Origin of the sequence: Pseudorhodoplanes sp. (assembly GCF_035565855.1) — a bacterium.
In the GTDB taxonomy this organism is placed as follows: Bacteria; Pseudomonadota; Alphaproteobacteria; order Rhizobiales; family Xanthobacteraceae; genus Pseudorhodoplanes.
Window position 1 is genome coordinate 13,092 of record NZ_DATMRX010000181.1, and the last position, 21,667, is coordinate 34,758.

At 61.2% G+C, this 21,667-nt stretch carries 25 protein-coding genes; 13 read left to right on the plus strand and 12 right to left on the minus strand.

Annotated features, from left to right (window positions below; genetic code table 11):
• Positions 1-23: 23 nt before the first annotated feature.
• On the plus strand, positions 24-938 hold the full coding sequence (locus VN004_RS09875) for a LysM peptidoglycan-binding domain-containing protein (RefSeq protein ID WP_325609446.1): 915 nt from the start codon (positions 24-26) through the stop codon (positions 936-938).
• Here the strand turns inward: VN004_RS09875 and VN004_RS09880 are convergent, their stop codons facing one another.
• From VN004_RS09880 to soxY, 9 genes are all read right to left on the minus strand, one after another.
• Complete coding sequence (locus VN004_RS09880) at positions 939-1,328, minus strand: cytochrome c family protein (RefSeq protein ID WP_325609448.1); 390 nt, start codon at positions 1,326-1,328, stop codon at positions 939-941. It lies immediately after the preceding gene.
• Positions 1,329-1,351: 23 nt separating this feature from the next.
• Positions 1,352-2,311, minus strand: a complete 960-nt coding sequence (locus VN004_RS09885; RefSeq protein ID WP_325609449.1) for an MBL fold metallo-hydrolase — start codon at positions 2,309-2,311, stop codon at positions 1,352-1,354.
• Positions 2,311-3,579: an FCSD flavin-binding domain-containing protein gene (locus VN004_RS09890; protein ID WP_325609451.1), complete on the minus strand. Its 1,269-nt coding sequence runs from the start codon at positions 3,577-3,579 to the stop codon at positions 2,311-2,313. The genes VN004_RS09885 and VN004_RS09890 overlap by 1 nt, the downstream gene beginning before the upstream one ends.
• Entirely contained in the window at positions 3,576-3,941 is a 366-nt protein-coding gene (locus VN004_RS09895; RefSeq protein ID WP_325609453.1) for a c-type cytochrome, read from the minus strand. Before VN004_RS09895 ends, VN004_RS09890 begins: the two co-directional genes overlap by 4 nt.
• 8 nt (positions 3,942-3,949) lie before the next feature.
• Complete coding sequence (locus VN004_RS09900; protein ID WP_325609455.1) at positions 3,950-4,654, minus strand: cytochrome c; 705 nt, start codon at positions 4,652-4,654, stop codon at positions 3,950-3,952.
• Positions 4,638-5,906 carry a sulfite dehydrogenase gene (gene soxC, locus VN004_RS09905; RefSeq protein WP_325609457.1) on the minus strand — a complete coding sequence of 423 codons (1,269 nt, stop codon included), beginning with the start codon at positions 5,904-5,906 and terminating at the stop codon, positions 4,638-4,640. The genes VN004_RS09900 and soxC overlap by 17 nt, the downstream gene beginning before the upstream one ends.
• A gap of 82 nt (positions 5,907-5,988) precedes the next feature.
• Positions 5,989-7,671, minus strand: a complete 1,683-nt coding sequence (gene soxB, locus VN004_RS09910; protein WP_325609459.1) for a thiosulfohydrolase SoxB — start codon at positions 7,669-7,671, stop codon at positions 5,989-5,991.
• Between the two features lie 81 nt (positions 7,672-7,752).
• The gene (gene soxZ / locus VN004_RS09915; protein ID WP_325609461.1) at positions 7,753-8,082 is read right to left on the minus strand and encodes a thiosulfate oxidation carrier complex protein SoxZ; all 330 of its coding nucleotides are present in this window, start codon (positions 8,080-8,082) and stop codon (positions 7,753-7,755) included.
• Between the two features lie 47 nt (positions 8,083-8,129).
• Positions 8,130-8,588, minus strand: coding sequence for a thiosulfate oxidation carrier protein SoxY (gene soxY, locus VN004_RS09920; protein WP_325609463.1), 459 nt, complete (start codon positions 8,586-8,588; stop codon positions 8,130-8,132).
• A gap of 339 nt (positions 8,589-8,927) precedes the next feature.
• Between soxY and soxA the strand changes: the two genes are divergently transcribed.
• The 3 genes from soxA (at position 8,928) to VN004_RS09935 (ending at position 10,986) form a co-directional block, all read left to right on the plus strand.
• On the plus strand, positions 8,928-9,755 hold the full coding sequence (gene soxA, locus VN004_RS09925; RefSeq protein WP_325609465.1) for a sulfur oxidation c-type cytochrome SoxA: 828 nt from the start codon (positions 8,928-8,930) through the stop codon (positions 9,753-9,755).
• Between the two features lie 21 nt (positions 9,756-9,776).
• The gene (gene soxX, locus VN004_RS09930; RefSeq protein WP_325609467.1) at positions 9,777-10,400 is read left to right on the plus strand and encodes a sulfur oxidation c-type cytochrome SoxX; all 624 of its coding nucleotides are present in this window, start codon (positions 9,777-9,779) and stop codon (positions 10,398-10,400) included.
• A 64-nt stretch (positions 10,401-10,464) separates the two neighbouring features.
• Positions 10,465-10,986 carry a DsrE family protein gene (locus VN004_RS09935; protein WP_325609469.1) on the plus strand — a complete coding sequence of 174 codons (522 nt, stop codon included), beginning with the start codon at positions 10,465-10,467 and terminating at the stop codon, positions 10,984-10,986.
• 50 nt (positions 10,987-11,036) lie between these two features.
• Here the strand turns inward: VN004_RS09935 and VN004_RS09940 are convergent, their stop codons facing one another.
• Together VN004_RS09940 and VN004_RS09945 are read right to left on the minus strand one after the other, a co-directional pair.
• Positions 11,037-12,029, minus strand: coding sequence for a tripartite tricarboxylate transporter substrate binding protein (locus VN004_RS09940; protein WP_325609471.1), 993 nt, complete (start codon positions 12,027-12,029; stop codon positions 11,037-11,039).
• 40 nt (positions 12,030-12,069) lie between these two features.
• Positions 12,070-12,825, minus strand: coding sequence for an RraA family protein (locus tag VN004_RS09945; RefSeq protein ID WP_325609473.1), 756 nt, complete (start codon positions 12,823-12,825; stop codon positions 12,070-12,072).
• 128 nt (positions 12,826-12,953) lie between these two features.
• Between VN004_RS09945 and VN004_RS09950 the strand changes: the two genes are divergently transcribed.
• Positions 12,954-13,859: a LysR family transcriptional regulator gene (locus tag VN004_RS09950; protein ID WP_325609475.1), complete on the plus strand. Its 906-nt coding sequence runs from the start codon at positions 12,954-12,956 to the stop codon at positions 13,857-13,859.
• Here the strand turns inward: VN004_RS09950 and VN004_RS09955 are convergent.
• Entirely contained in the window at positions 13,856-14,443 is a 588-nt protein-coding gene (locus VN004_RS09955; protein ID WP_325609477.1) for a thioredoxin family protein, read from the minus strand. The genes VN004_RS09950 and VN004_RS09955 overlap by 4 nt on opposite strands.
• A 48-nt stretch (positions 14,444-14,491) precedes the next feature.
• Between VN004_RS09955 and VN004_RS09960 the strand changes: the two genes are divergently transcribed.
• The 8 genes from VN004_RS09960 to VN004_RS09995 all read left to right on the plus strand — a co-directional run bounded on the left by VN004_RS09960 (position 14,492) and on the right by VN004_RS09995 (position 21,624).
• Positions 14,492-14,833 (plus strand): thioredoxin family protein, encoded by a 342-nt coding sequence (locus tag VN004_RS09960; RefSeq protein WP_325609479.1) that lies wholly within the window; start codon positions 14,492-14,494, stop codon positions 14,831-14,833.
• 83 nt (positions 14,834-14,916) lie between these two features.
• Entirely contained in the window at positions 14,917-15,258 is a 342-nt protein-coding gene (locus tag VN004_RS09965; protein ID WP_325609481.1) for a metalloregulator ArsR/SmtB family transcription factor, read from the plus strand.
• A 2-nt stretch (positions 15,259-15,260) separates the two neighbouring features.
• Positions 15,261-16,400: a YeeE/YedE family protein gene (locus tag VN004_RS09970; RefSeq protein WP_325609483.1), complete on the plus strand. Its 1,140-nt coding sequence runs from the start codon at positions 15,261-15,263 to the stop codon at positions 16,398-16,400.
• A gap of 186 nt (positions 16,401-16,586) precedes the next feature.
• Positions 16,587-17,912: an ABC transporter substrate-binding protein gene (locus VN004_RS09975; protein WP_325609485.1), complete on the plus strand. Its 1,326-nt coding sequence runs from the start codon at positions 16,587-16,589 to the stop codon at positions 17,910-17,912.
• Between the two features lie 255 nt (positions 17,913-18,167).
• Complete coding sequence (locus VN004_RS09980) at positions 18,168-18,884, plus strand: ABC transporter ATP-binding protein (protein ID WP_325609487.1); 717 nt, start codon at positions 18,168-18,170, stop codon at positions 18,882-18,884.
• A complete protein-coding gene (locus VN004_RS09985) occupies positions 18,884-19,585 on the plus strand; it encodes an ABC transporter ATP-binding protein (RefSeq protein ID WP_325609489.1) in 702 nt (233 codons plus the stop codon). Before VN004_RS09980 ends, VN004_RS09985 begins: the two co-directional genes overlap by 1 nt.
• Before the next feature lie 11 nt (positions 19,586-19,596).
• On the plus strand, positions 19,597-20,466 hold the full coding sequence (locus VN004_RS09990; protein WP_325609491.1) for a branched-chain amino acid ABC transporter permease: 870 nt from the start codon (positions 19,597-19,599) through the stop codon (positions 20,464-20,466).
• A gap of 9 nt (positions 20,467-20,475) precedes the next feature.
• Entirely contained in the window at positions 20,476-21,624 is a 1,149-nt protein-coding gene (locus VN004_RS09995; RefSeq protein ID WP_325609493.1) for a branched-chain amino acid ABC transporter permease, read from the plus strand.
• Positions 21,625-21,667: the final 43 nt, after the last annotated feature.

Here is a 21,667-nt window from a genome sequence, read left to right on the forward strand (position 1 = left end):
CGCGGGGGACCGGAAGGCCAGGCATGTTCAAGCTGTCGCGACTTGCGCTCGCAGGTCTCGTTGCCACGACGCTTTCGGGTTGCGGGTCGCTCTCCACGTTCGAGGGCTTCCTGTCGTCGGACGGCGCCTTCGGGCCGAAGAAGGCCGCCACCGGCAAGGCCTATGTGTTCCGCGGCATGGGCGGCCGCTTCGCCTCCTTCGAGATGGACTATCTGCGCGACAAGATCGCCGCGAGCGGCATCGATGCCGAGACCTATAACCACATCAACTGGTCGGGTCCCGCTGACGAGGCAATCGCACGCTACAAACGCAACCCGCAGCCGATCATGGCGATGGGCCATTCCGCGGGCGGCGATGCCGCATTGGCGTTTGCCTGGAAGCTGAAAAATGCCGGGGTGCCGGTGAGCCTCGTCGTTGCGTTCGATCCAACGCGCCGCGCGCCGACGGTCCCGAACAATGTCGACCGCTTCATCAATATCTATCAGTCGATGAATTTCTTCGGCGGCGGCTATGTGCGCCCGGCGCCGGATTTCCGCGGGCATTTCTCGACGGTGGACTTGCGCAATTACTGGGAAGTACTGCACGTCAACATGGTCAAGATCCGCGGTCTGCAGGACAAGATCGTCGCCAAGGTCGTGCAGATTTCGACATTGCCGATCCAGCTCGACGGTCCGACCGTACCGATCCGCTACGTCATGCCTCGTGGCGAACCCATTGAATTGTGGGATTCGGGCGTCGGCATCCGAACCGAACCGGGCGACAACGTACGGACGGTGGCGCAGCGTTACGCGGTCCCGGTGTGGGCCGTTGCACAGCTCAACGATGTCGGCAGCAACACGAGTTTCGAAGCAGGGCAACGGGTGATCGTGCCCCGCCATCTGGAAGCGGCAGCCTTCGCCGATCCGACGCTCACCAGCTACGCGCCGATGCGGCCCTAGCTATTGCGCGGCTTTCTTGCCGTCCTTGTCATATTGCTTGAGGAAGGCGGTCAGATCCTTGATCCGCTTCTCGTCTTTCAGTCCGGCATAGATCATCTTGGTGCCGGGAATCTTGGCGCGGGGGTTCTGGATATATTCGGCGAACACTGCCTCGTCCCAGACGATACCCGAATTCTTGTTGGCGTCGGAATAATTGTAGCCCTCGACCGTTCCCGATTTCCGCCCGAACAGTCCATTGAGCACCGGGCCGACGGCGTTCTTTGCGGTTTCGCCGACCTGATGGCAGGCGCGGCATTGCACGAAGACCTTCTCGCCGGCAGCGGCGTCCTGGGCCTGCACCGGCGCGCCGAGTGCGGCAAAGATCACGAGTGCGGCGGCGATCCTGGTCATGAGATCCTCAAGTTTGATTCGAGTCAGAGCGGGGAGAAACGATAACCCGTGCCCTGGCGTTCCACCACACCGAGGCCCGGCCAGGCGATGTGGAACCCGATCAGGGGAATGCGATCCTGTGCGAGGAGGTCGAGGAGGCGCTTGCGGGTCGCGATGCCCTGGTCCCGATCCAAATCGGCGCCGATCCGCCAATCCGGCCGCGCGAACGAGATGGCGGTGTGGGTGAGAACGTCGCCGCCGACAAGAATCCTCTGGCCGCCATCCTCGATCAGCACCGCCATATGGCCCGGCGTATGGCCGGGCGTTGCGAGATAGCTCACGGCTGGTGCCAGACGATCGCCGTCCCTGCGGCGTTCGACCTTCTTTTCGATGGTCTTCAGGATGCGTCGCGTCGCAAGCGCCATGCCCTTCAGTGCATCGGGGACACGCGCGGCGGTCTCGGGATGTATCCAGAAATCCCATTCCGCAGCGCCGATGACGTAGGTCGCATTCGGGAAACGCTCGGCGTCGCCGAAGTCGTCGATCACGCCCCAGAGATGATCGGCATGACAATGGGTGAAGACGACCTTTGTAATGCTGTCGGGTGCAATGCCCGCTGCTTCCAGATTGTCCTGCAATTTGCCCGCAGTCGGCTGAAATCCGGGTCCCGAGCCGGCATCGATCAGGATGCGTTCTCTGCCCGACGAGATCAGCACGGCATTGGTCTGCGACGGTGAGCCGCTTTCGGGCAGGCCGTGGGCCCTGAAGAGCGCCGCGACGTCGGCGGGGGGCGTTTCGGGCAGCGAGAACGAGAGCGGGACGTTCAAGGTGCCGTCGCTGACGATGGTGACGTCAAATGCGCCGACCTTGCGCGTGACGGGGCCAGTGGCGGCTCTTGCCACGATCGGCCAGGCCAGCGCTGTACCCAGACCCGCAAGAACGGCACGGCGATGCGGCTGCAGCCGCATCGCCGTTTCACGCCGGGCAATCGTATCGTCTGACATCAGGCAAAGATGTCGGCAATGATGCCCTGATACCAGCCCATATTCTCGGCCTGGGTCTGCTTGCGCAGATCCTCGTCCTCTCCCGTCTTGGAGATGAAGGTCTCAACCGCTGCGATCTTTCCGTCCTTCGGCTCGTAGCGGCCGCCGACTTTGACGGTGTCGTCGGTCTCGATCATGCTCCAGCAGGTGTTGGTGTAGCGAGGCGGGAAGGTCGGAGACTTGGTCAGCTCACCCCGGATCACCATCGCCGCGACCTTGGCCTGGCTGTTGGCGGAGAAGGCCGATTTCGGCATGTCTCCGGCGATGCTGGCATCGCCAAGGACGTAGATATTGGCATCCTTCGCCGACTGCATGCTTTCGGGCTTGATCGGGCACCAGCCGCTGTCATTCGTCAGCCCTGCATCGCGCGCGATCTTTCCAGCCATCTGCGCGGGGATCACGTTGACGAGCTGCGCCTTGTATTCCCCAAGATCGGTCTTCACGGTCATGGTCGACGGATCAACCCCCTTGATGCCGCCATGCATCTTCGGGTCCTGCCATTCGATCATGCCCGGGTAATACTTTTCCCATCCTTCGGAGAACAGCGCCTGCTTCGAGAAACTGGGTTTGGGATCAAGCACGATGATGCGCGACTTGGTGTGGCCCTTCTTCTTCAGGACGTGCGCCATCATCGACACGCGCTCGTAAGGTCCGGGCGGGCAGCGATACGGATTCGGCGGGGCGATCATGACGATGGTCGCGCCGTCCTCGAGCGAATCGAGCTGCTTCTTAAGGAGCTGGGTTTGCGGTCCGGGCTTCCAGGCATGCGGCATCACCTCGCTGGCCTTCTCGGAATAGCCCGGTACCGAGTCGAACTTGATGTCGATGCCGGGTGCGACCACCAGCCGGTCGTAGGGCAGGGTGGTGTGGCTCGCGAGCCGCACCGTCTTGGTCTGCGGGTTGATCAACGCCGCCGGTTCGTGAACCAGCGTGACACCGTATTTGGCGAGGCCGGAATAATTATGGGTGATCGAATCGTAGGGCCTGAAGTCGCCGAGATAGAGATTGGAATGGAAGCAGGTGACGAATTCCTTCAGCGGCTCGATCAGCGTGACATGAATCGCGCCTTGCGAGTCGCGGGCAACGTATTTGGCAAGCGTCGCGCCGCCCGGTCCGCCGCCGATGACCACGACGCGCGGTTTGGCCTGGGCGATCGCCGGCGCTGCCAGCGCACCTGTCGCCACAAGCGCGCCGGCGCCGCCGATGAATTGTCTGCGATTCGTATTCACGACTTTCCTCCCTCGCGCTGTACCGGTGCCGGAGCAACGCTCCCGAAATAGGCAGCCAGCGCAGCGATCTCCTCTGGTGACAGCCGTCCTGCGATGGTTTGCATGACGGGGTGGTTTCGCGTCTTTGACTTGTACTCGTTCATGATCTGAACGAACGTTTCCTCCGGCCATCCCACAATCGGCGGAATGCCGTCAAACCGTCCGGACAATTGATGGCAGGTGACACATTCCGACGACAGATATTGGCCGAGAGCGCGGTCACCAGACGCATGCGACGATGTCGCAGGGATGACGGGCCATGCGGCCGGCAGGGCTAAGAGGATTGCGCCGCTGGCCACGCGTTGACGCCATCCCTCGAACATTGATCCGTCTACTCCACTTTCGGACCCGTGCCTGGATCGGGCGTCACGTCAATAACCTTGGCGCGTCCGGTGACAACGGCATCCCCCGATATGCAATTGCTCATGCAGGGGTCCGTGCGCCAGAACGCTTTTTCCGCAACCTCGCGGTCATCATCGAAAAAATTGGGCTCGTTGGGAAGCTTGATTGTTCTAAAATTTTTGTCACTAAGCTCAAAATCTTCCGAAGTCACAATGTCATTCAGAAAAAGAACATACGCGGTGATGGCATAGAGTTCGTCATTCGTCAGGGTCTGAGAGGCGCCGAACGGCATCGCCCGCCGGATATAGTCGATGATCGTCGACGCATAGGGCCAATAGGAGCCGACCGACTTGACCGGATCGTGGCTCGCCAATGTGCCGTTGCCGCCGGACAGGATCGGCCAGCGTCCGGCGCTTTCGCCGAACTCCCCGTGGCATGCAGCACACCGCTCGACGTAAAGCGGCTCGCCTTGCTTCACCGTGCCCCTGCCGACGGGCAGCCCATGGCCGTCCGGGCGGATGTCGATGTCCCAGCCGGCAATCTCTTCGGCGGTGGCCTCGCGCCCGATATCGAGCTTTTTCTCCGAAGCGAAGGCGGCACCGAAGGCTGCAAAGCAGGCGAGACAGATAAGGCAAGCCGCAGCCAGCAGCGGCAAGAAAGAAAGATCGTGACAGGTCTCACGAGATTTCGACATTCTCCACCTCGCCATTCTTGTGCAGTTGCCAGGTCTGGATGCCGTTGTTGTGGTAGATCGAGTTGACGCCGCGCACCTTGCGCAACTCGGCTTTCGACGGTTGCACGTATCCGGTCTCGTCCATCGCGCGCGATTGCAGAAGCAATTCGCGGCCGTCCCAATCGAACTCGTAATAGAAGCGGGTGAGGGCCTTGTCCCACACCGGACCGTCGAGGCGCGCGGTGCGCCAGTTGCGTCCGCCGTCGAGCGAGACATCGACCCGCCCGATCTTGCCGCGCCCCGACCAGGCGAGACCCGACAGAACGGTGAAGCCGGACTTGTGATTGAGCGGCGCCTGCGGGGAGGGGCTGGTGATCACGGACTTTGCGTCCATCACATAGGTGAAGCGGCGCGCCTTGCCGTTTTCGAGAAGGTCCGTGTATTTCGAGGTCTCTTCGCGATGATGCCAGGGCTGATCGCCGACCTCGATGCGGCGCAGCCACTTCACCCACATATTGGCTTCCCAGCCGGGAATGACGGCGCGCACCGGATAGCCGTTCTCCGGATAGAGCATCTCACCGTTCATGCGATAGGCGATCAGCACGTCGTCCAGCGCCTTGGCGAGCGGCAGCGAGCGCGTCATCGCGGCGGAATCGCCGCCTTCCAGAAGCAGCCATTTCGCGTTGGCCTTGATGCCGGCTTCGTTGAGCAGCGTCTTCAGCGGCACACCGGTATACATGACGCAATGCACCATGCCGTGCGTGTACTGGCAGCCATTGAGTTGGGAGCCGCGCCACTCCATGCCGGAATTCGCCGCGCATTCACAAAAATACGGACGATTGACGCGCGGCATGCGCTTGATGTCGTCAAGCGTGAAGATCAGCGGCTTGTCGACGAGCCCGTGCAGGATCAAGCGGTAGTCGGCCGGGTCCACTTCGGCGATACCGGAATGGTGGCGCTCGAAGCACAGCCCGTTCGGCGTGATCGGTCCGTCGAGCGCATGAAGCGGGGTGAAGCTGACCGAGCTTTCACGCGACGCGGTGAGCCATTCCACGTCGCGGCGGATGATGTCCTTTTCGAACTCAGACGGCTTGCCATAGCTACGAACCGCGACGCCTTCGCCGAGATTGCGTGTCCAGTCCGGAACGTTCGGCGGCTGATTGGCAGGATTGCCCTTCTGCGGACCTGCTCCCGCCGCACCGGCAACGAGAAGGCCACCCGTAGCGAGACCCGCGCGCAGCAAGTCCCGGCGCGAAGCGTGGCGGTCGGTCATGCGAAACCTCCGTTCCGGGTCACTTTAAATAATGCATATGTGTGCATGTGTTTGGTCAAATTTTTTATGCGCCCATGGCCTTTTACGCGCCGACGACGCGCACATTGGCGAGCTCTTTCGGAGCTACGACCTTGGTCCTCTGCAGATAGCTCGCCACCACGTCCCAGATCGGCGGACCCTCGGTGCCCTCATTGACGCTGGCCCAGCCGGCGACCGTGTATTCGCGCTGCGCCTCGAGCGGCTTGCCGGTGCGAAGGAGGGTCATGTCGGAGATCCGCTGTCCTCCCGGCTTCCCGATATCGATCGTGTAGGAAAGGCCGCCCACTCGGACCATGTCTCCGCCCTGCTGATAATAGGGATCGGGGTAGAACAGGTTGTCGGCGACGTCCTCCATGATCTCCTTGAGCCGCGCGCCGGTCATCGTCATGCGGTAGGCGTTCGGATAGGTGATGGCGGTGGCGTTGTAGATATCCTCGCGCGTGATGTCCTGACCGGGCAGCAGCGAAGAGCCCCAGCGGAATCCTGGCGACAGCGCAATTTCGGCATCGCGCTCCGATAGCAGCGCGTCGCAGATCACGTCGTCGAGCGTGCCGTTGAAATTGCCACGCCGGTACAGGAGCGTGTCGGTGCGCGCCAGGCTTTCGCCCAGCATGGCCTCGTGCGGTTTGCGGATGGCGTCGATCTTCGCCGCGACCTCTGGATCGGGCGCAATTACATCGGAGAAGATAGGGATCAGTCTGAAGCGATGGCCTTTGACCTCGCCATCACGCACGTCGAGATCGAGCCGCGAGACGAATTTGCCGTGACTGCCTGACGCCACGAGCAGGGTCTTGCCGACCTTCACGACGTCGGGGAGGGCATCGTGGGTGTGTCCGGTCAGAATGACGTCGATGCCGGAGACGCGCGATGCGAGCTTGCGGTCGACATCGAAGCCGTTGTGGGACAAGAGCACCACAAGCTGGGCGCCGTCCTTTCGAACTTTCTCGACATTGGCCCGCAAACCGTCTTCCCGGATTCCGAACGACCAGTTCGGGATCATCCAGCGCGGGTTCGCGATTGGGGTGTAGGGAAATGCCTGGCCGATCACCGCCACCTTGACGCCGCCGCGCTCGAACATCGCCGACGGCTTGAAGGCGGGCTCGTCCCATTCGGTGTCGCGCATGTTCTGCGCGAGGAACGGAAAGTCGAGACCCTCGACCAGCTCTTTCACGCGGTCGGTGCCGAGCGTGAATTCCCAATGGCCGGTCATCGCATCGGGCTTCAGCATCGCCATGCAGTCGACCATATCCTGGCCCTTGGACTGCAGCGCGGTATAGCTGTTCTGCCAGGTGTCGCCGCCGTCGAGGAACAGCACGCGGTCGCCGCGTTCGGCGCGAATGCTCTTGAGAACGGTTGCGATCCTGTCGAGCCCGCCGAGCTTGCCGTAGCCCTTCGCCAGCGCAACGAAGTCCGGATAGGCGAGCGCATAGGCTTCCGGCGTTCCAGCGGGAATCCCGTAATAGTCGAGCAGGGCCTTGCCGGTGATGTGGGGGACAAGCCCCTTCACGTCACCAGTGCCGAGATTGATCGAGGGCTCGCGGAAATAGACGGGCCGAAGCTGGGCATGGATGTCGGCAATGTGCACCAGCGTGACATTGCCGAGCGGCTCGAAGCGCAGGAGGTCAGCTTGCGTGAGGCGCTGCTGGGCGAGGGCGGATGTCCAGCCCGCCGGCAGGATCGCCGCTGTTGCGGCGGCCACCTGAAGGAAGTCGCGCCTTGAAAGCATCATGCCCTCTTCGGTTCTCGGTCCATCAGGCGATCAGCCGTTCCGAGCCCACAGACGCCGAAACGGATGTCCGTCCTCTCGTCAGAGAACCTTGATGCTGTCTTCGCCGACGATCTTGGACCCGTCGTCGTCGATCCATGTCAGGACGACAGGGCCGGACTCCTGAGCCTTGAACTTGAACTGGATGTAGGGATTGGCCGACACTGCGGGCTCGAAATCCGCCGAGAAGACTTCCTTGCCGTTCACCGTGCAGGTGAACTTGTTGAGGATCTTGCGCGGGATCACCTTGCCGTCCGCGCTCTTGCGCTGGCCGGTTTCCATGACATGCGAGACGAGCGCCTTCACCTCGACGATGTCGCCCTTCTTGGCTTCCTTCTTGTCGAGCTTGATGCGTGGTTTGGGCGTGGACATTTCAAAATCTCCTGAACCTCTGGTGATCCGCCGACGCGTGCGATGACTCAGCCGCCGCAGCCGCCGATCGTGACCTTCACCTGCTTCTTGGCGGTGTAGTATTTGCCGTCGCTGGTCTTGGCGATCGCGACGATGTTCTGCGTATTCGCAAGACGGATGCGGGTGTTGGCTTCCGCGAGGCCGCTCGCCGGACTGAAGTGGAACGTCGCGACGCCGGCATTCGGATTGCCGTCCGCGAGCAGGATCACTTCCTTGACGTAATCGGCATCCGTCATCGGGCTTTCGACCGACACGGTGATCGGCACGGTGTTTCCGTTTTCTGCGATTTCCGGCAGATCGAGTTTCACCTTGCCTTCGACCGGCGCCGCGCCGCCGGTGAACTTCTTCGCCAGCTCATCGATGTTGTTGGCGGCATGGGCCGGCCCGACCGATTGCCCCATGGCAGCGGCGGCAATCGCTGCGGCGCCCACAAACAATGTCTGCCGGCGCGTGATCGAAATGCTCATCTCAACCTCTCCTGAACGCGTCGCCGTCATCTGGGCGGCGCGAGGCCTGACTTCAATACGGCGTCGGATTACACGACAGGAGCCCGGCAGCAAGCGCGCCGTTGCCTCACGTTTCCTCGCCATCGTCCGCTTATAGCACGGGACATATTCATTGCGTTGAAAGTGTTTACCGAATTCAGCGCTCGCTCACAACGTTTATTCTCCATTGCGTCGCACAAAGAGCAAAAGTTTCTCATGCGAGGAAATGCATGTATTCTGCTCTCCAAACACGGCTTGATCTTCAAGGCCCTTGCTTCGTACAGGCAATATCGAAGTACAGAACAATGCGGGAGAACGCGCGTGAGATTCAGCAAAGCTTTGGCAGCCGCCGTCTGCATCGGCGCCTTGTCGGTCATCGGTGTCGCGATTGCGCAGGATGCCGATACCGAGAAGGCGATCGAACGCTACCGGCAGATGCTCAAGGAAGATCCCTGGAGCAATCCGGGTCTGCTCGATGTCGATCGCGGCGAAGCGCTGTGGAAGACGGCGCGCGGTCCGAAGAATGTCACGCTGGAACAATGCGATCTCGGCAAGGGGCCGGGCGTCGTCGAGGGCGCGTTCGCCGAATTGCCGCGCTATTTCAAGGACGCGGACCGCGTCATGGACGTGGAGACGCGGCTGCTCTGGTGCATGGAGAAGCTTCAGGGCTTCAATTCCGCCGATCTTGTCAAACGCCCGCATCCGGGCGGCGGCCAGCCGGTCAGGGAACTCGGTGCGATCGCAACATGGGTCGCCAATCAGTCGGCGGGACAGAAATTCTCCGGAAAATTCGATCACCCCAAGGAGCAGGAAGCTGCCGCGCTTGGTGAAGAGTTATTCTTCCGCCGCTCGGGGCCCATGGATTTTTCCTGCGCTACCTGTCATGCGGCGGAAGGCTTGCGCATCCGCCTGCAGGGCCTGCCGCACCTTGCCGACTCCAAGGAAGCCCGCAAGGTGGTCGGCGAATGGCCAGCCTATCGCGTGTCGACGGCTCAGATCATGACCATGCAGCACCGCCTGTATGACTGCTTCTGGCAAATGCGGCTGCCGCAAATTCAGCTCGGCTCGGATGCGAGCGTTGCGCTGATCGCCTATCTCGTGAAGCAGGCGCAGGGCGGTGAGATTGCCGCTCCCGGCCTGAAGCGCTAAGCGAACGAAAGGACAAACATCATGAAGAAGCTTCCTTTCGTTCTGTTTGCTGCCGCCGTGTTTGCCGGCTCCGCTGCGATCGCGCAGCAAAAATCCACGGTTCCGCCCGGCGCGGCGGATGCAGCCGTCAAGGCCGCGTTTCCGGGCGCGCCCGAAGAGTTCGTCCCGCGGCTGTCGCAGGACGAGACCATGAAACAGTGCTCGGCGACACGGAATAATCCGCCAAAGGAAATGGCCGAGGCGATCCAGAAGCGCGAGAAGGCGACGATCGAGTATCCCGCCGACGGCAAGTTCATCGGCGATTGGAAGAAGGGAGAAGCGCTGGCGCAAAACGGCTATGGCCTTCGCTTCACCGACTATCCTGCAACGCGCGCCAATGGCGGCAATTGCTATGCCTGCCATCAGGTGTCGAAACAGGAGGTGAGCTACGGTACCCTTGGTCCAAGCCTCTACCAGTACGGAAAGCTGCGCGACTACAAGGAAGCCGACGTGAAGGCGGTGTACGAGAAAATTTATAACTCTCACTCCGCCTTGCCGTGTTCGAATATGCCACGGTTCGGCACGAATAAAGTATTGACCATCGAGCAGATCAAGGATGCTGTGGCGCTGCTGATGAGCCCGGACAGTCCAGTCAACAAGGACTGACGCTCACGAGAATTTTCAGGGGCCGGCGCGATCATCGTGCCGGCCGCATTCCATGGAGAGACACATGACCCCGTCGAAAATGAGCCGGCGCGGTTTCATCGGTGCGCTGGCCCTATCGGGTGCCGCGCTCGGCGCCTCGCGCGTCGTCGCAGCGCCCGCCAAGCTCAACATGAGCGAACTCAAGAAGGATACCGACGTCGCATGCCTTTATCATTGCGACTTCGGTGACGTTCAGCGCTTCTCGCAGATGCTGACCAACATGAACAATCATTTGTCGGCCTACGAGTTCGATCCGATGCGGGTGAAGCTCGTGATCGTGGCGCACGGCCCCGGCATCAAGTTCTTCCTCGCCGACCGGTCCGGCACGCCCTGGGAGAACGACAAGATCGACGAGGACATCTACAAGCGCTTCGTCGGCCTGACCAAGTTCGGGGTCGAGGGCTATCTGTGCGAGATCACTTACAAGCGCCAGAAGATCGATATGGCCAAGACCCGCGACGGCGACTACCTGAAATTCGTGCCGTCGGGCGTTGCGACCGTCGCCGAATTGCAGGGCAAGGGCTTTGCCTATCTGAAGGTGGGATAGGGGATTAGATAAAGATTGCGCCGCGCAGACAGACTGCGCGGCGCTTCCATCTATTCCTTCCTCTTACCAAGTCCGAGTTGAGGAATCGTCTCGGCCCAATACTTGGTTTCGGCCCTGAGCGAATTTGCCAGTTCATCGGGACTAGAGCCCACAGGCACGATATTCAGTCCCTGAAGATACTTCACGATCTCCGGATCCTGCACCATCGCAACCGCGACCTGGTGAAGCTTTTCAACGATCGGCTTCGGCAGGTTCTTTGGACCCATGAGCGCCCAGCCGCCGCCTGCAGTGATCTTCACACCTTTTTCGGAGAAGGTCGGTGTCTGGGGAATAAGGGGCGCACGCTTGTCCAAGGTGATTGCGATTGGGTGGATGGACTTGTTCTCAATCGGCCCACGGGTCGGAATGAGCGTGAGAACCCCAAGGTCAATGTCGCCGCGCAATAGACCCGTTAGTACCTGAGAGCCCCCCTGATAGGGGATCATCTGAAACTCGATTCCGGCCGCGCGCTGAAACTCCCGAGCGATCAAGTCCGGCGGCGATCCGGCGCCAAACGTACCAATCGAGACCTTGCCCGGATTTGCTTTGGCGAATGCAATCAGCTCGTCATAGTTCTTGAAGGGTGCTTTATCCCGGGCGAGCAGAACAAACGGTGTCTGAGCCAACAACGAAATCGGCGTCAGGTCAGTCAGCGCATCGAACGGGACGGTTTCGAACAGGCTGGGATTCGCAGCGAGCTCGGTCGGAGTAGCAACGTATAACGTGTGGCCGTCAGGCTTCGACGCGATCACGGCGCGCGAGGCAATGATACTGCTGGCACCGGGCTTGTTCATGATGACGACCGGTTGCCCGAGCTTTTCGCTCATGTACTGCCCGAATCGTCGAGGAACAGCGTCGGAGCCTCCGGCAGGGAAAGGCACGACCAGTTCAATCGATCGAGTCGGATATGACTCATTCTCCGCAGCGGCACTCTGTCCGAAAGCAACGGTGACCACGGTTAGAGTCGCGAGAAATCCAGCAGCGATTCTCTTCAAAGTTGGCATGAATGTGCCTTCCCATTTCAAACAAGCGCTCCCGCGCGCCTCACTTGTCGCGGAGCTGCTTGTAGACCTTCTTCATGATGTCGGGGATCGATAGTCCACGTTCGCAATCCTGAAGCCATTCCTTTTCGACGTCGTCGATCTTGCGGCAAGCGGCGAGCACATCATTGATGTATTGTTGCGGCACAAAACAAACGCCGGTTTCGTCTGCGACCACCAGATCGCCGGCGTTGACCGTCACGCCACAAACATTGATGGTTCCGTTGACCTCTTCGGTCACGCAGCGATACTTGCCTGTAATTGGCGAAATGTCGCGAGACCAGACGGGGAAATCGTTCGCGCGCGACCGTCCAACATCGCGGACGCCTCCATCGACGACGGCGCCGACGAGACCGTGGTGTTTGGCAATTGTAGCAACCATCCCACCCATGTTTGAGACGTTGGGCACCCCCTGGATGACCAGCACGTCCCCCGGCGAAGACTGGTTGATACCTTCGAGTTCGTTCATGAGTGAGAGGTCTTCCTCGGCATTGAGGTACGAACTACGCTTTTGCGGCACGTTCCGCACGGTGATGGCGCGGCCGACTACAGTCTTGCCGACAATGGTCGGACGCAGGATTGAGGCCCCCACACAGCTGATCACTCCGAGATGGTCGAGCACGTCGGAAACGGTACTGCTGAGATCGTTGATCTGCCTCAGACTGGCGATCGAGTCAGGATTGATCGGTGCCGGAGTGGCTCTAATTTTGGAGTCCGGCAGGATTCCGCCACTCTTACGATGATCGAGGGGGGCAGTCATCATATGCTCCTTCACTGCACTCTCGTCTGCTTCTGTTCAATCGGCGGGTCGACGTCCAATACTGATCCGCTATTGATGTGATATGCGTCCCGTATTAAGGCGGGCGAAGGAGGGGACGTGCGAGGGGAATGAATTATCTCAAGTGGGACCTGAAGCAGCTTACGTGCTTCGTGTCGGTGGCTCGCGAACTTCATTTTGGTCGTGCGGCGGCAAAGCTGGGCATGTCGCAACCGCCGCTCACCCAGCACATTCAGGCGCTTGAGCACAAGATCGGAGCCAAGCTATTCGAGCGCTCCAAGCGTCATGTCGCACTGACGCCAGAGGGTGCCCTTCTGCTTAAGGAGGCAGTCGATATCCTCAATCGAGCTGAGCGGATCGACCATGTTCTTAAGGGACTACGCCGTGGGGAGCATGGCCACCTAACAGTCGGATGCACGCCGACCTCGCTATTTGAGATATTTCCCGCGATTGCGCGTCGCTTCCGAGCGCTTCATCCGCAAATCCAGCTCGTCATTCGAGAAGCCCACACGAGTGCCGTGCTGGGCGAGTTGCTTGACCGCAAGATCGACGTTGGTTTCGTCTGGGAGGGGAGGCCGCAGGCTCCAATCGACGGGCGAGTCCTCGTTAGTGGTTCGTTTCTAGCCGCAATGCCGGAGCATTTGCCAATTGCTCGGAAGCGTTCGGTGACGCTTCAGGACCTCGCTTCGTATCCGATCGTCCTGCCGCCGCGTAGCATCTCGCCATATCACTACGATAACACACTCGGGGCGTTTGCGCGTGCGGGCTTAACACCGTTGATCGAGTACGAGATGCCAACGTTGCTGGCGCAGCTCGGGTATGTAGCATCCGGATTCGGGATAGCACTCCTGCCGCCTTTCGCTCAGTCGTTCGCTCGTGAAAGCGTCGTTTTCCGGCCGATTGCAAAAGGCGCGATGCCATTTGCGCTTTCTTTTGTCTGGAATACGAAGAATCTGATGGCCGGCGCGCTCAAGTTCCGGAAAGTCGTCGACACAGTCTATCCGCAGCAGGGCTAGCTATTCGCCTTCAGATACTCGGCGAGGCTTGTCGTCTCGTAGGCCTTGTCGGCCACGAACTTGAACATGGCCAGGAACGGCTTCGGCTCGATATAGCCCTGCCAGCGCGCGACTTCGCGCGCTGCGGGTTGCTTTTGCGCAAGCCCGTCGCCGCGTTCGGGGAAGAACTGGAAGGTCGGGGTTCCGCGCACCCCGTATTTGCGCGCGAAGGCCTTTTCCGGAAGCCGCTCGCCATCGAAATCGGTGACCTCACGCGCGCCGATGATGTTGAGTTGAAGAAGCTCGAACCGGTCCTTGATGAAGGCCTCGATCGCCGGGTCCGCGAAATTGATCTCGTGGATTTTCTTGCAATAGGGGCAGCCCTTGAGCTCCCACATGATCAGGAGGCGCTTCCCCTTGTCGGTGGCGTCCTTCAGATCATCATTGAGATCCAGAAGGCTCTCGAGGAACCACGGTTTTACGTAGAGCCCGTCGTCATTCAGCTTCAGCTCCGAGGCAAAGGTCGGCCGCGGCGCGAGCATGGCCGCGGCGCCGCCCAGAATGGCGCGGCGCGTGAACGACACCGATCGGGATGTTGCATTCATAATTTCGCAATTATATGTGCGGGACCGGATGCTGCATAGGGGCCGAAGGTGCGGATTCTGAGGGCCGTCATTGCCGTCGTTGCATTGCTCGCCACCGCGACGCCGGTTCTTGCAGCCGAACTCGTGATGTATCGCCGGGCAGGGTGTCCGTATTGTCTGGCCTGGGACCGCGAAATCGGCCCGATTTATCCGAAGACCGATATCGGAAAGGCGTTGCCCTTGCGTCAGGTTCACCTTGATCGCGGCCGCGACAATTCGGTCGAACTCAAGAGTCCCGTGCGCTTCACCCCGACCTTCGTTTTGGTTGAGAACGGCAAGGAAAAAGCGCGGATCGAAGGATATGCAGGTGATTTCTTTTTCTGGGGCGTTTTGGAAAAGCTTTTGCTCTAGGCCGAAAGCAATTTGAAAGTTCCATCCCTTTCAAATACTTGCAGATTGACGCATGTATTGTCGTATCTCCTGGGAGCGACAACATGGCGACCGCTCTGGCCCGCAAACTCAAAAAGCCCGATCTCGATATCGAGGATCTGCTGCAGAATGCGCAGGCCGCCAGCGAATTCCTCAAGGCGTTGTCGCACGAGGCCCGTCTGGTGATCCTGTGCCTCCTGATCGAAGGCGAGAAGTCGGTCACCGAAATCGAACAGCTTCTCAAGCTGCGCCAACCCGCGGTGTCACAGCAGCTCGCGCGTCTGCGCGCAGACGACCTCGTGGAAACGCGGCGCGACGGCAAGAATATCTATTACTCGGTTGCCCGGCCTGAGGTCCGCCAGGTGATCGAAGCGCTGCATGCTGCGTTCTGCGGGCCGAAGGTCTAACGATGTTTGACGATCTCTCGCTCAATCTCGTGCGGTTTCTGCTTGGCCTCGGGCTCGGCTCGGCGTTCGGCTTCGTGGCCCGACGCGGCCGCTTCTGCACGCTCGGCGCGATCGAGGATTCGGTTTATGCCAATGACACCCGCCGCCTGCGCAGCTGGCTTCTTGCAATCGCGGTGGCGGTTGTCGGTGTGCATCTCCTTGAGGCTCATGGCGAGCTCGATCTCACCAAGTCGATCTATACCGGTTCGCGGCTCGAACTCGGCGCGCTGATCCTTGGCGGACTGATCTTCGGCTTCGGCATGGCGCTGAACGGCACCTGCGGCATGGGTACGCTTCGTCAGATCGGCGGCGGTGACCTGCGGGCGGTGCTCACGTTCCTTGTCATGGGCGTGACCGCCATGATGACGATGCGTGGCCTGACTGGCATCGCGCGTGTTGCGGTGACCGATCCGCTCGCCGTCGATCTCGGCAATACCGCGACGCAGCGGCTGCCGCTTCTTGCCGGCTTCACCGGGCAGGGCGCCACCATCGCCGCGATCGCGATCGGGCTTGTCATCGCCGTCTATGCCTTCGCTCATCGCGAGTTTCGTGCGACGCCTCGTTTTGCGATTACCGGATTGCTGATCGGCCTCATTGTCGTCGGCGGCTGGTGGGCGACCGGTATCGTCGGCTATGACTCGTTCGACACGCGCCGGATCGAATCCTTCACCTTCGTTGGCCCGCTCGGCGAGACGCTGCTTTACGGCATGCTCTCCACGGCGCTTTCGCTCGATTTTCCGATCGGCGCCGTGCTCGGCTTTGTGTTCGGCGCCTTCGTCGCCGCGATCAGCGACGGCACCTTCCGGTGGCAGATCCCGGCGAGCGCCGCCGAATTCCGCCGCCGCGTCGCCGGTGCCTTCATGATGGGCTTCGGCGGGATTACCGCGCTCGGCTGCACCATCGGGCAAGGCGTGACCGGCGTCTCGACCCTGTCGGTCGGCTCCATCATCGCGATCGTATCGATCGTCGCGGGCGCCCGGCTTGGCCTGTACTGGGTGGTGGAACGCGGTCCGCGCACCGCGAGGTCGTCGGTCCTGGCGACGTCGATTCCAGCCACCGCTGGCGCGCCCCGAATGAACCGCGTCAGCTGTACCGAACCGTGATACAGGCGCGCCCCTAAATTTTCCGGGCAATCGTTAACGTCTCGCCGCGCAATCCTGCGCGGCGTTGACACGTTGCAGCCGCTAACGAACAATATCCCGCAACAGGGAGCATGCACCGAATCTGCGGCGCATGACGCTCGGCTGCGCTGTCGCGCAGAAACATAACAACTCATCGGGAGGTTCGCGATGACTAGCAAAACCACGCGCCGTGGCATCGACCGGCGCACCCTTTTGAAATATTCCGCGGCCGGCAGTGCGGCGCTCGCTTCGAGCGGCGTCTATATGCCGGCCATCGCGCAGCAGAAGCCGATCAAGATCGGATTCGTTTCGCCGCAGACCGGGCCGCTCGCCGCCTTCGCGGAAGCGGACAATTTCGTGCTCGGCCAGGTGCGCGAGGCGACCAAGGGCGGCATCAAGGTCGGCAACACGACGCGGCCGATCGAAGTCGTGGTGCGAGACAGCCAGTCCAATCCGAACAGGGCCGCCGAGGTCGCAAAGGAACTGATCGTCCGCGACAAGATCGACCTGATGCTGTCGGCCAACACGCCGGAGACCACCAATCCGGTCGCGACCCAGTGCGAGATCGAGGAGGTGGCCTGCGTCACCAACAATTGCCCGTGGCAGCCTTACTTCATCGGCCGGCAGGGCAATCCTGGCGATCCCAAGACCTGGAAGCCGTTCAACTACACCTATCACTATTTCTGGGGTCTCGAAGACGTCATCGCCGTCTTCACCAACATGTGGAGCCAACTCGACACCAACAAGATCGTCGGCGGCCTCTTCCCGAACGATGCCGACGGCAATGCCTGGGGCGACAAGGTGGTCGGTCTGCCGCCGGCGCTCGACAAGGCCGGCTTCAAGCTGTTCGATCCCGGCCGCTACCAGAATCTCACCGACAATTTCTCGGCCCAGATCGCAGCCTTCAAGGGCGCCAATGCCGAGATCCTGACCGGTGTCGTGCTGCCACCGGATTTCACGACGTTCTGGAAGCAGTCGCTGCAGCAGGGTTTCAGGCCGAAGGCGGCGTCTGTCGGCAAGGCGATCCTGTTCCCTGTCGCTGTGGAAGCGCTCGGGAAGGACGGTCACAACCTGTCGTCGGAGGTGTGGTGGTCGCCGAGCCATCCGTTCAAGTCGTCAATGAACGGCATGAGCGCGAAACAGCTTGGCGATGCCTATGAGCAATCCACCAAGAAGCAATGGACGCAACCGATCGGGTTCATCCATTCGCTGTTCGAGGTCGGACTCGATGTGCTCAAGCGCACCGCCGATATCGGCGATTCCAAAGCGACCGTGGACGCCATCCAAAAGACCAATCTGGAGACGGTTGCGGGTCCGGTACGCTGGGACGGCAAGGGCGTGCCGCCTTTCGCTGCGAAGAACGTCGCCAAGACGCCGCTCGTCGGCGGCCAGTGGCGCCTCAACAAGGACGGCAAGCGGTTCGACATCGTGATTACCGACAATCGCACCGCGCCGAACATCCCCGTCGGCGGCAAGATGGAGCCGATCGGCTGATCTGAGGTCAGGTCTGCGCGCCATAGGAATGCGTGTCTTCGACACGCTGTGGCGCGCGACACCCGGACGCTTCGTTGGCGTCCACACGGTTGGCTAGAGGGATAAACCCGGCGACCGATCACGGGCTGATCCCGTAAGCGCGGGATCGGCCTGTATCGCATCGCGGTCCAGCCCGTTTACCGAAGCGCCCGGAGCAGGGCCGGGACCCCATCCGGCCCTTGTGTTGGCCGCACCGCCGTTGTTTATCCTTCCGCCATGCTGCTCGAACTGCAAGGCGTTTCAAAATCCTTCGGATCGGTCGTCGTTGCCGACAATATCGACCTGTCCGTCGAGGCCGGTGAGGCGCTCGGCATTATCGGGCCGAATGGCGCCGGCAAGACGTCGCTTTTCAATCTGATCGCGGGCGGTTTGTCGCCGGCGTCGGGGACTATCCGCCTGGACGGTCAGGACATCACGCGCGTGCCGCAGCACCGGCGCTGTATCGCTGGGATCGGCCGTTCGTACCAGATCCCGCAGCCGTTCGAGACGCTGTCCGTGTTTGAAAATCTGCTGGTCGGCGCCGTCTATGGGCAGGGCAAGCACGAGCGCGACGTGATCGACGCCTGTGGACGCATTCTCGACCTGACCCATCTCCTGCCGCGCGCCAATGTGCCGGCCGGCTCTCTCACTCTTCTCGAACGCAAGCGGCTCGAAATGGCGCGCGCGCTCGCCACCGGACCGCGATTGCTGCTGCTGGACGAAATCGCGGGCGGTCTGACCGAAGGCGAATGCAGCGAGTTGGTCGAAACCATTCGTAGCATCCATGCCGACGGCACGACGATTGTGTGGATCGAACATGTCGTCCACGCATTGCTTGCCGTCGTCGGCCGGCTTGCCGTACTCAATTTCGGACGCAAGATCGCAGAAGGACATCCGCGGACCGTGATGAACTCGCCCGAGGTGCGACAGATCTATATGGGCATCGAGGCGTAATGCCACTGCTGGAAACCCGGGCGCTGCGATCCTTCTACGGCGACTTCCAGGCGCTGTACGGTATCGACACGCATCTCGACCAAAGCGAGACGGTGGCCATCATCGGCGCCAATGGCGCAGGCAAGTCGACCTATCTGAAGTCGATTGCGGGTCTCATCCGCAATGAGCCCGAGAGCGTCATGTTCGAGGGCAAGCCGATCGGATCGCTGCCTGCCGCGTCCATCATGAAGCTCGGCATCGCGCTCGTGCCGGAGGGGCGGCGCCTGTTTCCTTCGCTTTCGGTGGAAGAGAATCTCCTGATCGGGCGCTATGGCCGTCAGGCTCCCGGACCCTGGACGCTGGACGAGATCTACCGGCTGTTCCCGGTTCTGCGCGAACGCCGCAACGCCGCAAGCACCACATTGTCCGGCGGACAGCAGCAAATGGCGGCGATCGGACGGGCGCTGATTTCCAATCCGCGGGTGCTGCTCTGCGACGAGATCAGCCTCGGGCTCGCGCCGATCGTGATCCGCGACATCTATGCGGCGTTGCCGCGCATCAAGGCCGCGGGCACGAGCCTGATCATCGTCGAGCAGGATATCGTGCAGGCGCTGCAGGTTGCCGATCGGGTCTATTGCTTCCAGGAGGGCCGCTTGTCGCTGTCCGGCCGACCGCGCGAACTCTCGCGCGATCAGATCCACAACGCCTATTTCGGTTCCTGACGGATTGGCCGATGGCGGAATGGATCAACACCATCATCCAGGGCGTCCTGCTCGGCGGGCTCTATGCGCTGTTTGCGGCGGGCCTTTCGCTGATCTTCGGCATCATGCGACTCGTCAATCTCGCGCATGGCGACCTCATCGTGCTCGCGGCCTTCGTCATTCTGGCGCTTTGCGCCTGGCTTGGCTTCGATCCCTTCCTTGCGACGCTGTTCGCGATCCCGATCATGTTTGCGATCGGCTTCGGCCTGCAGCATGTGTTGCTGAACCGCACATTGGGGCGCGATCTCCTGCCGCCGCTGCTGGTGACCTTCGGGCTGTCGATCATCATCCAGAACGGTTTGATGGAAGCCTTTTCGGCCGACAGTCAGTTGTTGCGCTCCGGCGAAATCGGCACCGCATCCATCTCGCTCGGGGGAGGGGTGGCGTTCGGCGTGTTGCCGCTGATCACGTTTCTGTCGGCCATCGTGGTGATCATGGCGCTTAATCTCTTGTTCTATCGCACCGAACTCGGCCGGGCCTTCCGCGCGACCTCCGATGACCTCGAAATCGCGCAGGTGATGGGCATCGACCACAAACGCATCTTTTCGATGGCGATGGGCATCGCCATGATCGTGGTGACGATCGCCGCGCTCTATCTCGGCATGCGCGCCAATTTCGATCCGACCATCGGTCCGGCGCGGCTCATCTACGCATTCGAGGCGGTGATCATTGGCGGGCTCGGCAGCCTCTGGGGCACGCTGATCGGAGGCATGATCATCGGTCTCGCCCAGACCATCGGTGCCGCGATCGACCCGGAATGGCAGATCCTGTCCGGTCACATCGCGTTCCTGATCGTCCTCGTTCTCAAGCCGCGCGGTTTGTTTCCGCGCGCGTTCGATTGAGGCGCGGCGATGGATCTGTTCTGGCAAGTCGCGAGCTGGCAGCAGAACAAGGATGGCGCCAGCCGTCCTGCGCCCGACGCCCCGCAGTCCGATCGGCGCTATGAAAGCCGGATCGGCGGCGGATACGGCCGGCTTCTGGCGGTGTTCGCGGCTGCTTTCGTCGGCTTCCTGATCATCTTGCCGGCGATCGCAAGCCGCAACGCGATCCAGGATATGATCTTCATCTTCTACATGCTGGCGCTCGCGCAATACTGGAACCTGCTTGCGGGTTATGCGGGGCTGGTCTCGGTCGGACAGCAGGCCTTTGTCGGCCTCGGCGCCTATCTCCTGTTCGCACTCACGATCTTCATTGATCTCGATCCGATCCTCGCGATCATCCTGGCCGGTGCGTTTGCCGGTTTATGCGCGGTGCCCACCGCCTTTGTGGTGTTCCGCCTTCGCGGCGCCTATTTCGCCATCGGCACCTGGGTGGTTGCGGAGGTCTATCGTCTCGTTCTCGCGCAATTCAAATCGCTTGGCGGGGGCACCGGCACATCGCTGCCGCCGTCTGTCACCAACGGCGTCTTCGGCATCGACTGGGTCAAGTCCGTATTCGAACTGCGCACGCCGGCCGCACGCGACATCGTCACCTACTGGATAGCGCTCGCGCTCGTCGTCGGCACGGTCTTCGCGGTCTACTGGATCCTGCGATCGCGACGCGGACTTGCGCTTGCCGCGATCCGCGATTCAGAGACGGCCGCCGAGAGCGTCGGAATCGACAATTTCCGCACCAAATTCTGGGTCTATGTGTTCGCCGCGGTCGGCACAGGGATGGTCGGCGCGCTGATCTATCTGCAGAAGGCGCGCATCTCGCCGGATGCCGCGTTCTCGGTGCTCGACTGGACTGCCTACGTCATCTTCATTGTGGTGATCGGCGGCATCGGCACCATTGAAGGTCCGATCATCGGTGTCATCATCTTCTATCTGATGCAGACCTACCTCTCGAGTTACGGCACCTGGTATCTCATTCTTCTCGGTGCGCTGGCGATCGTCATCATGCTGTTCGCGCCCAAGGGGATCTGGGGCTATGTGTCGGATCGCTGGGGGCTGGTGCTGTTCCCTGTGCGGCGCACACTCAAGGTCACCACACCCGAATACAGTCACAAACCGGTGCAGTGAGCGCAGCATCGGTCGACGGACTCAGGATGCCGGTCTAGACTCT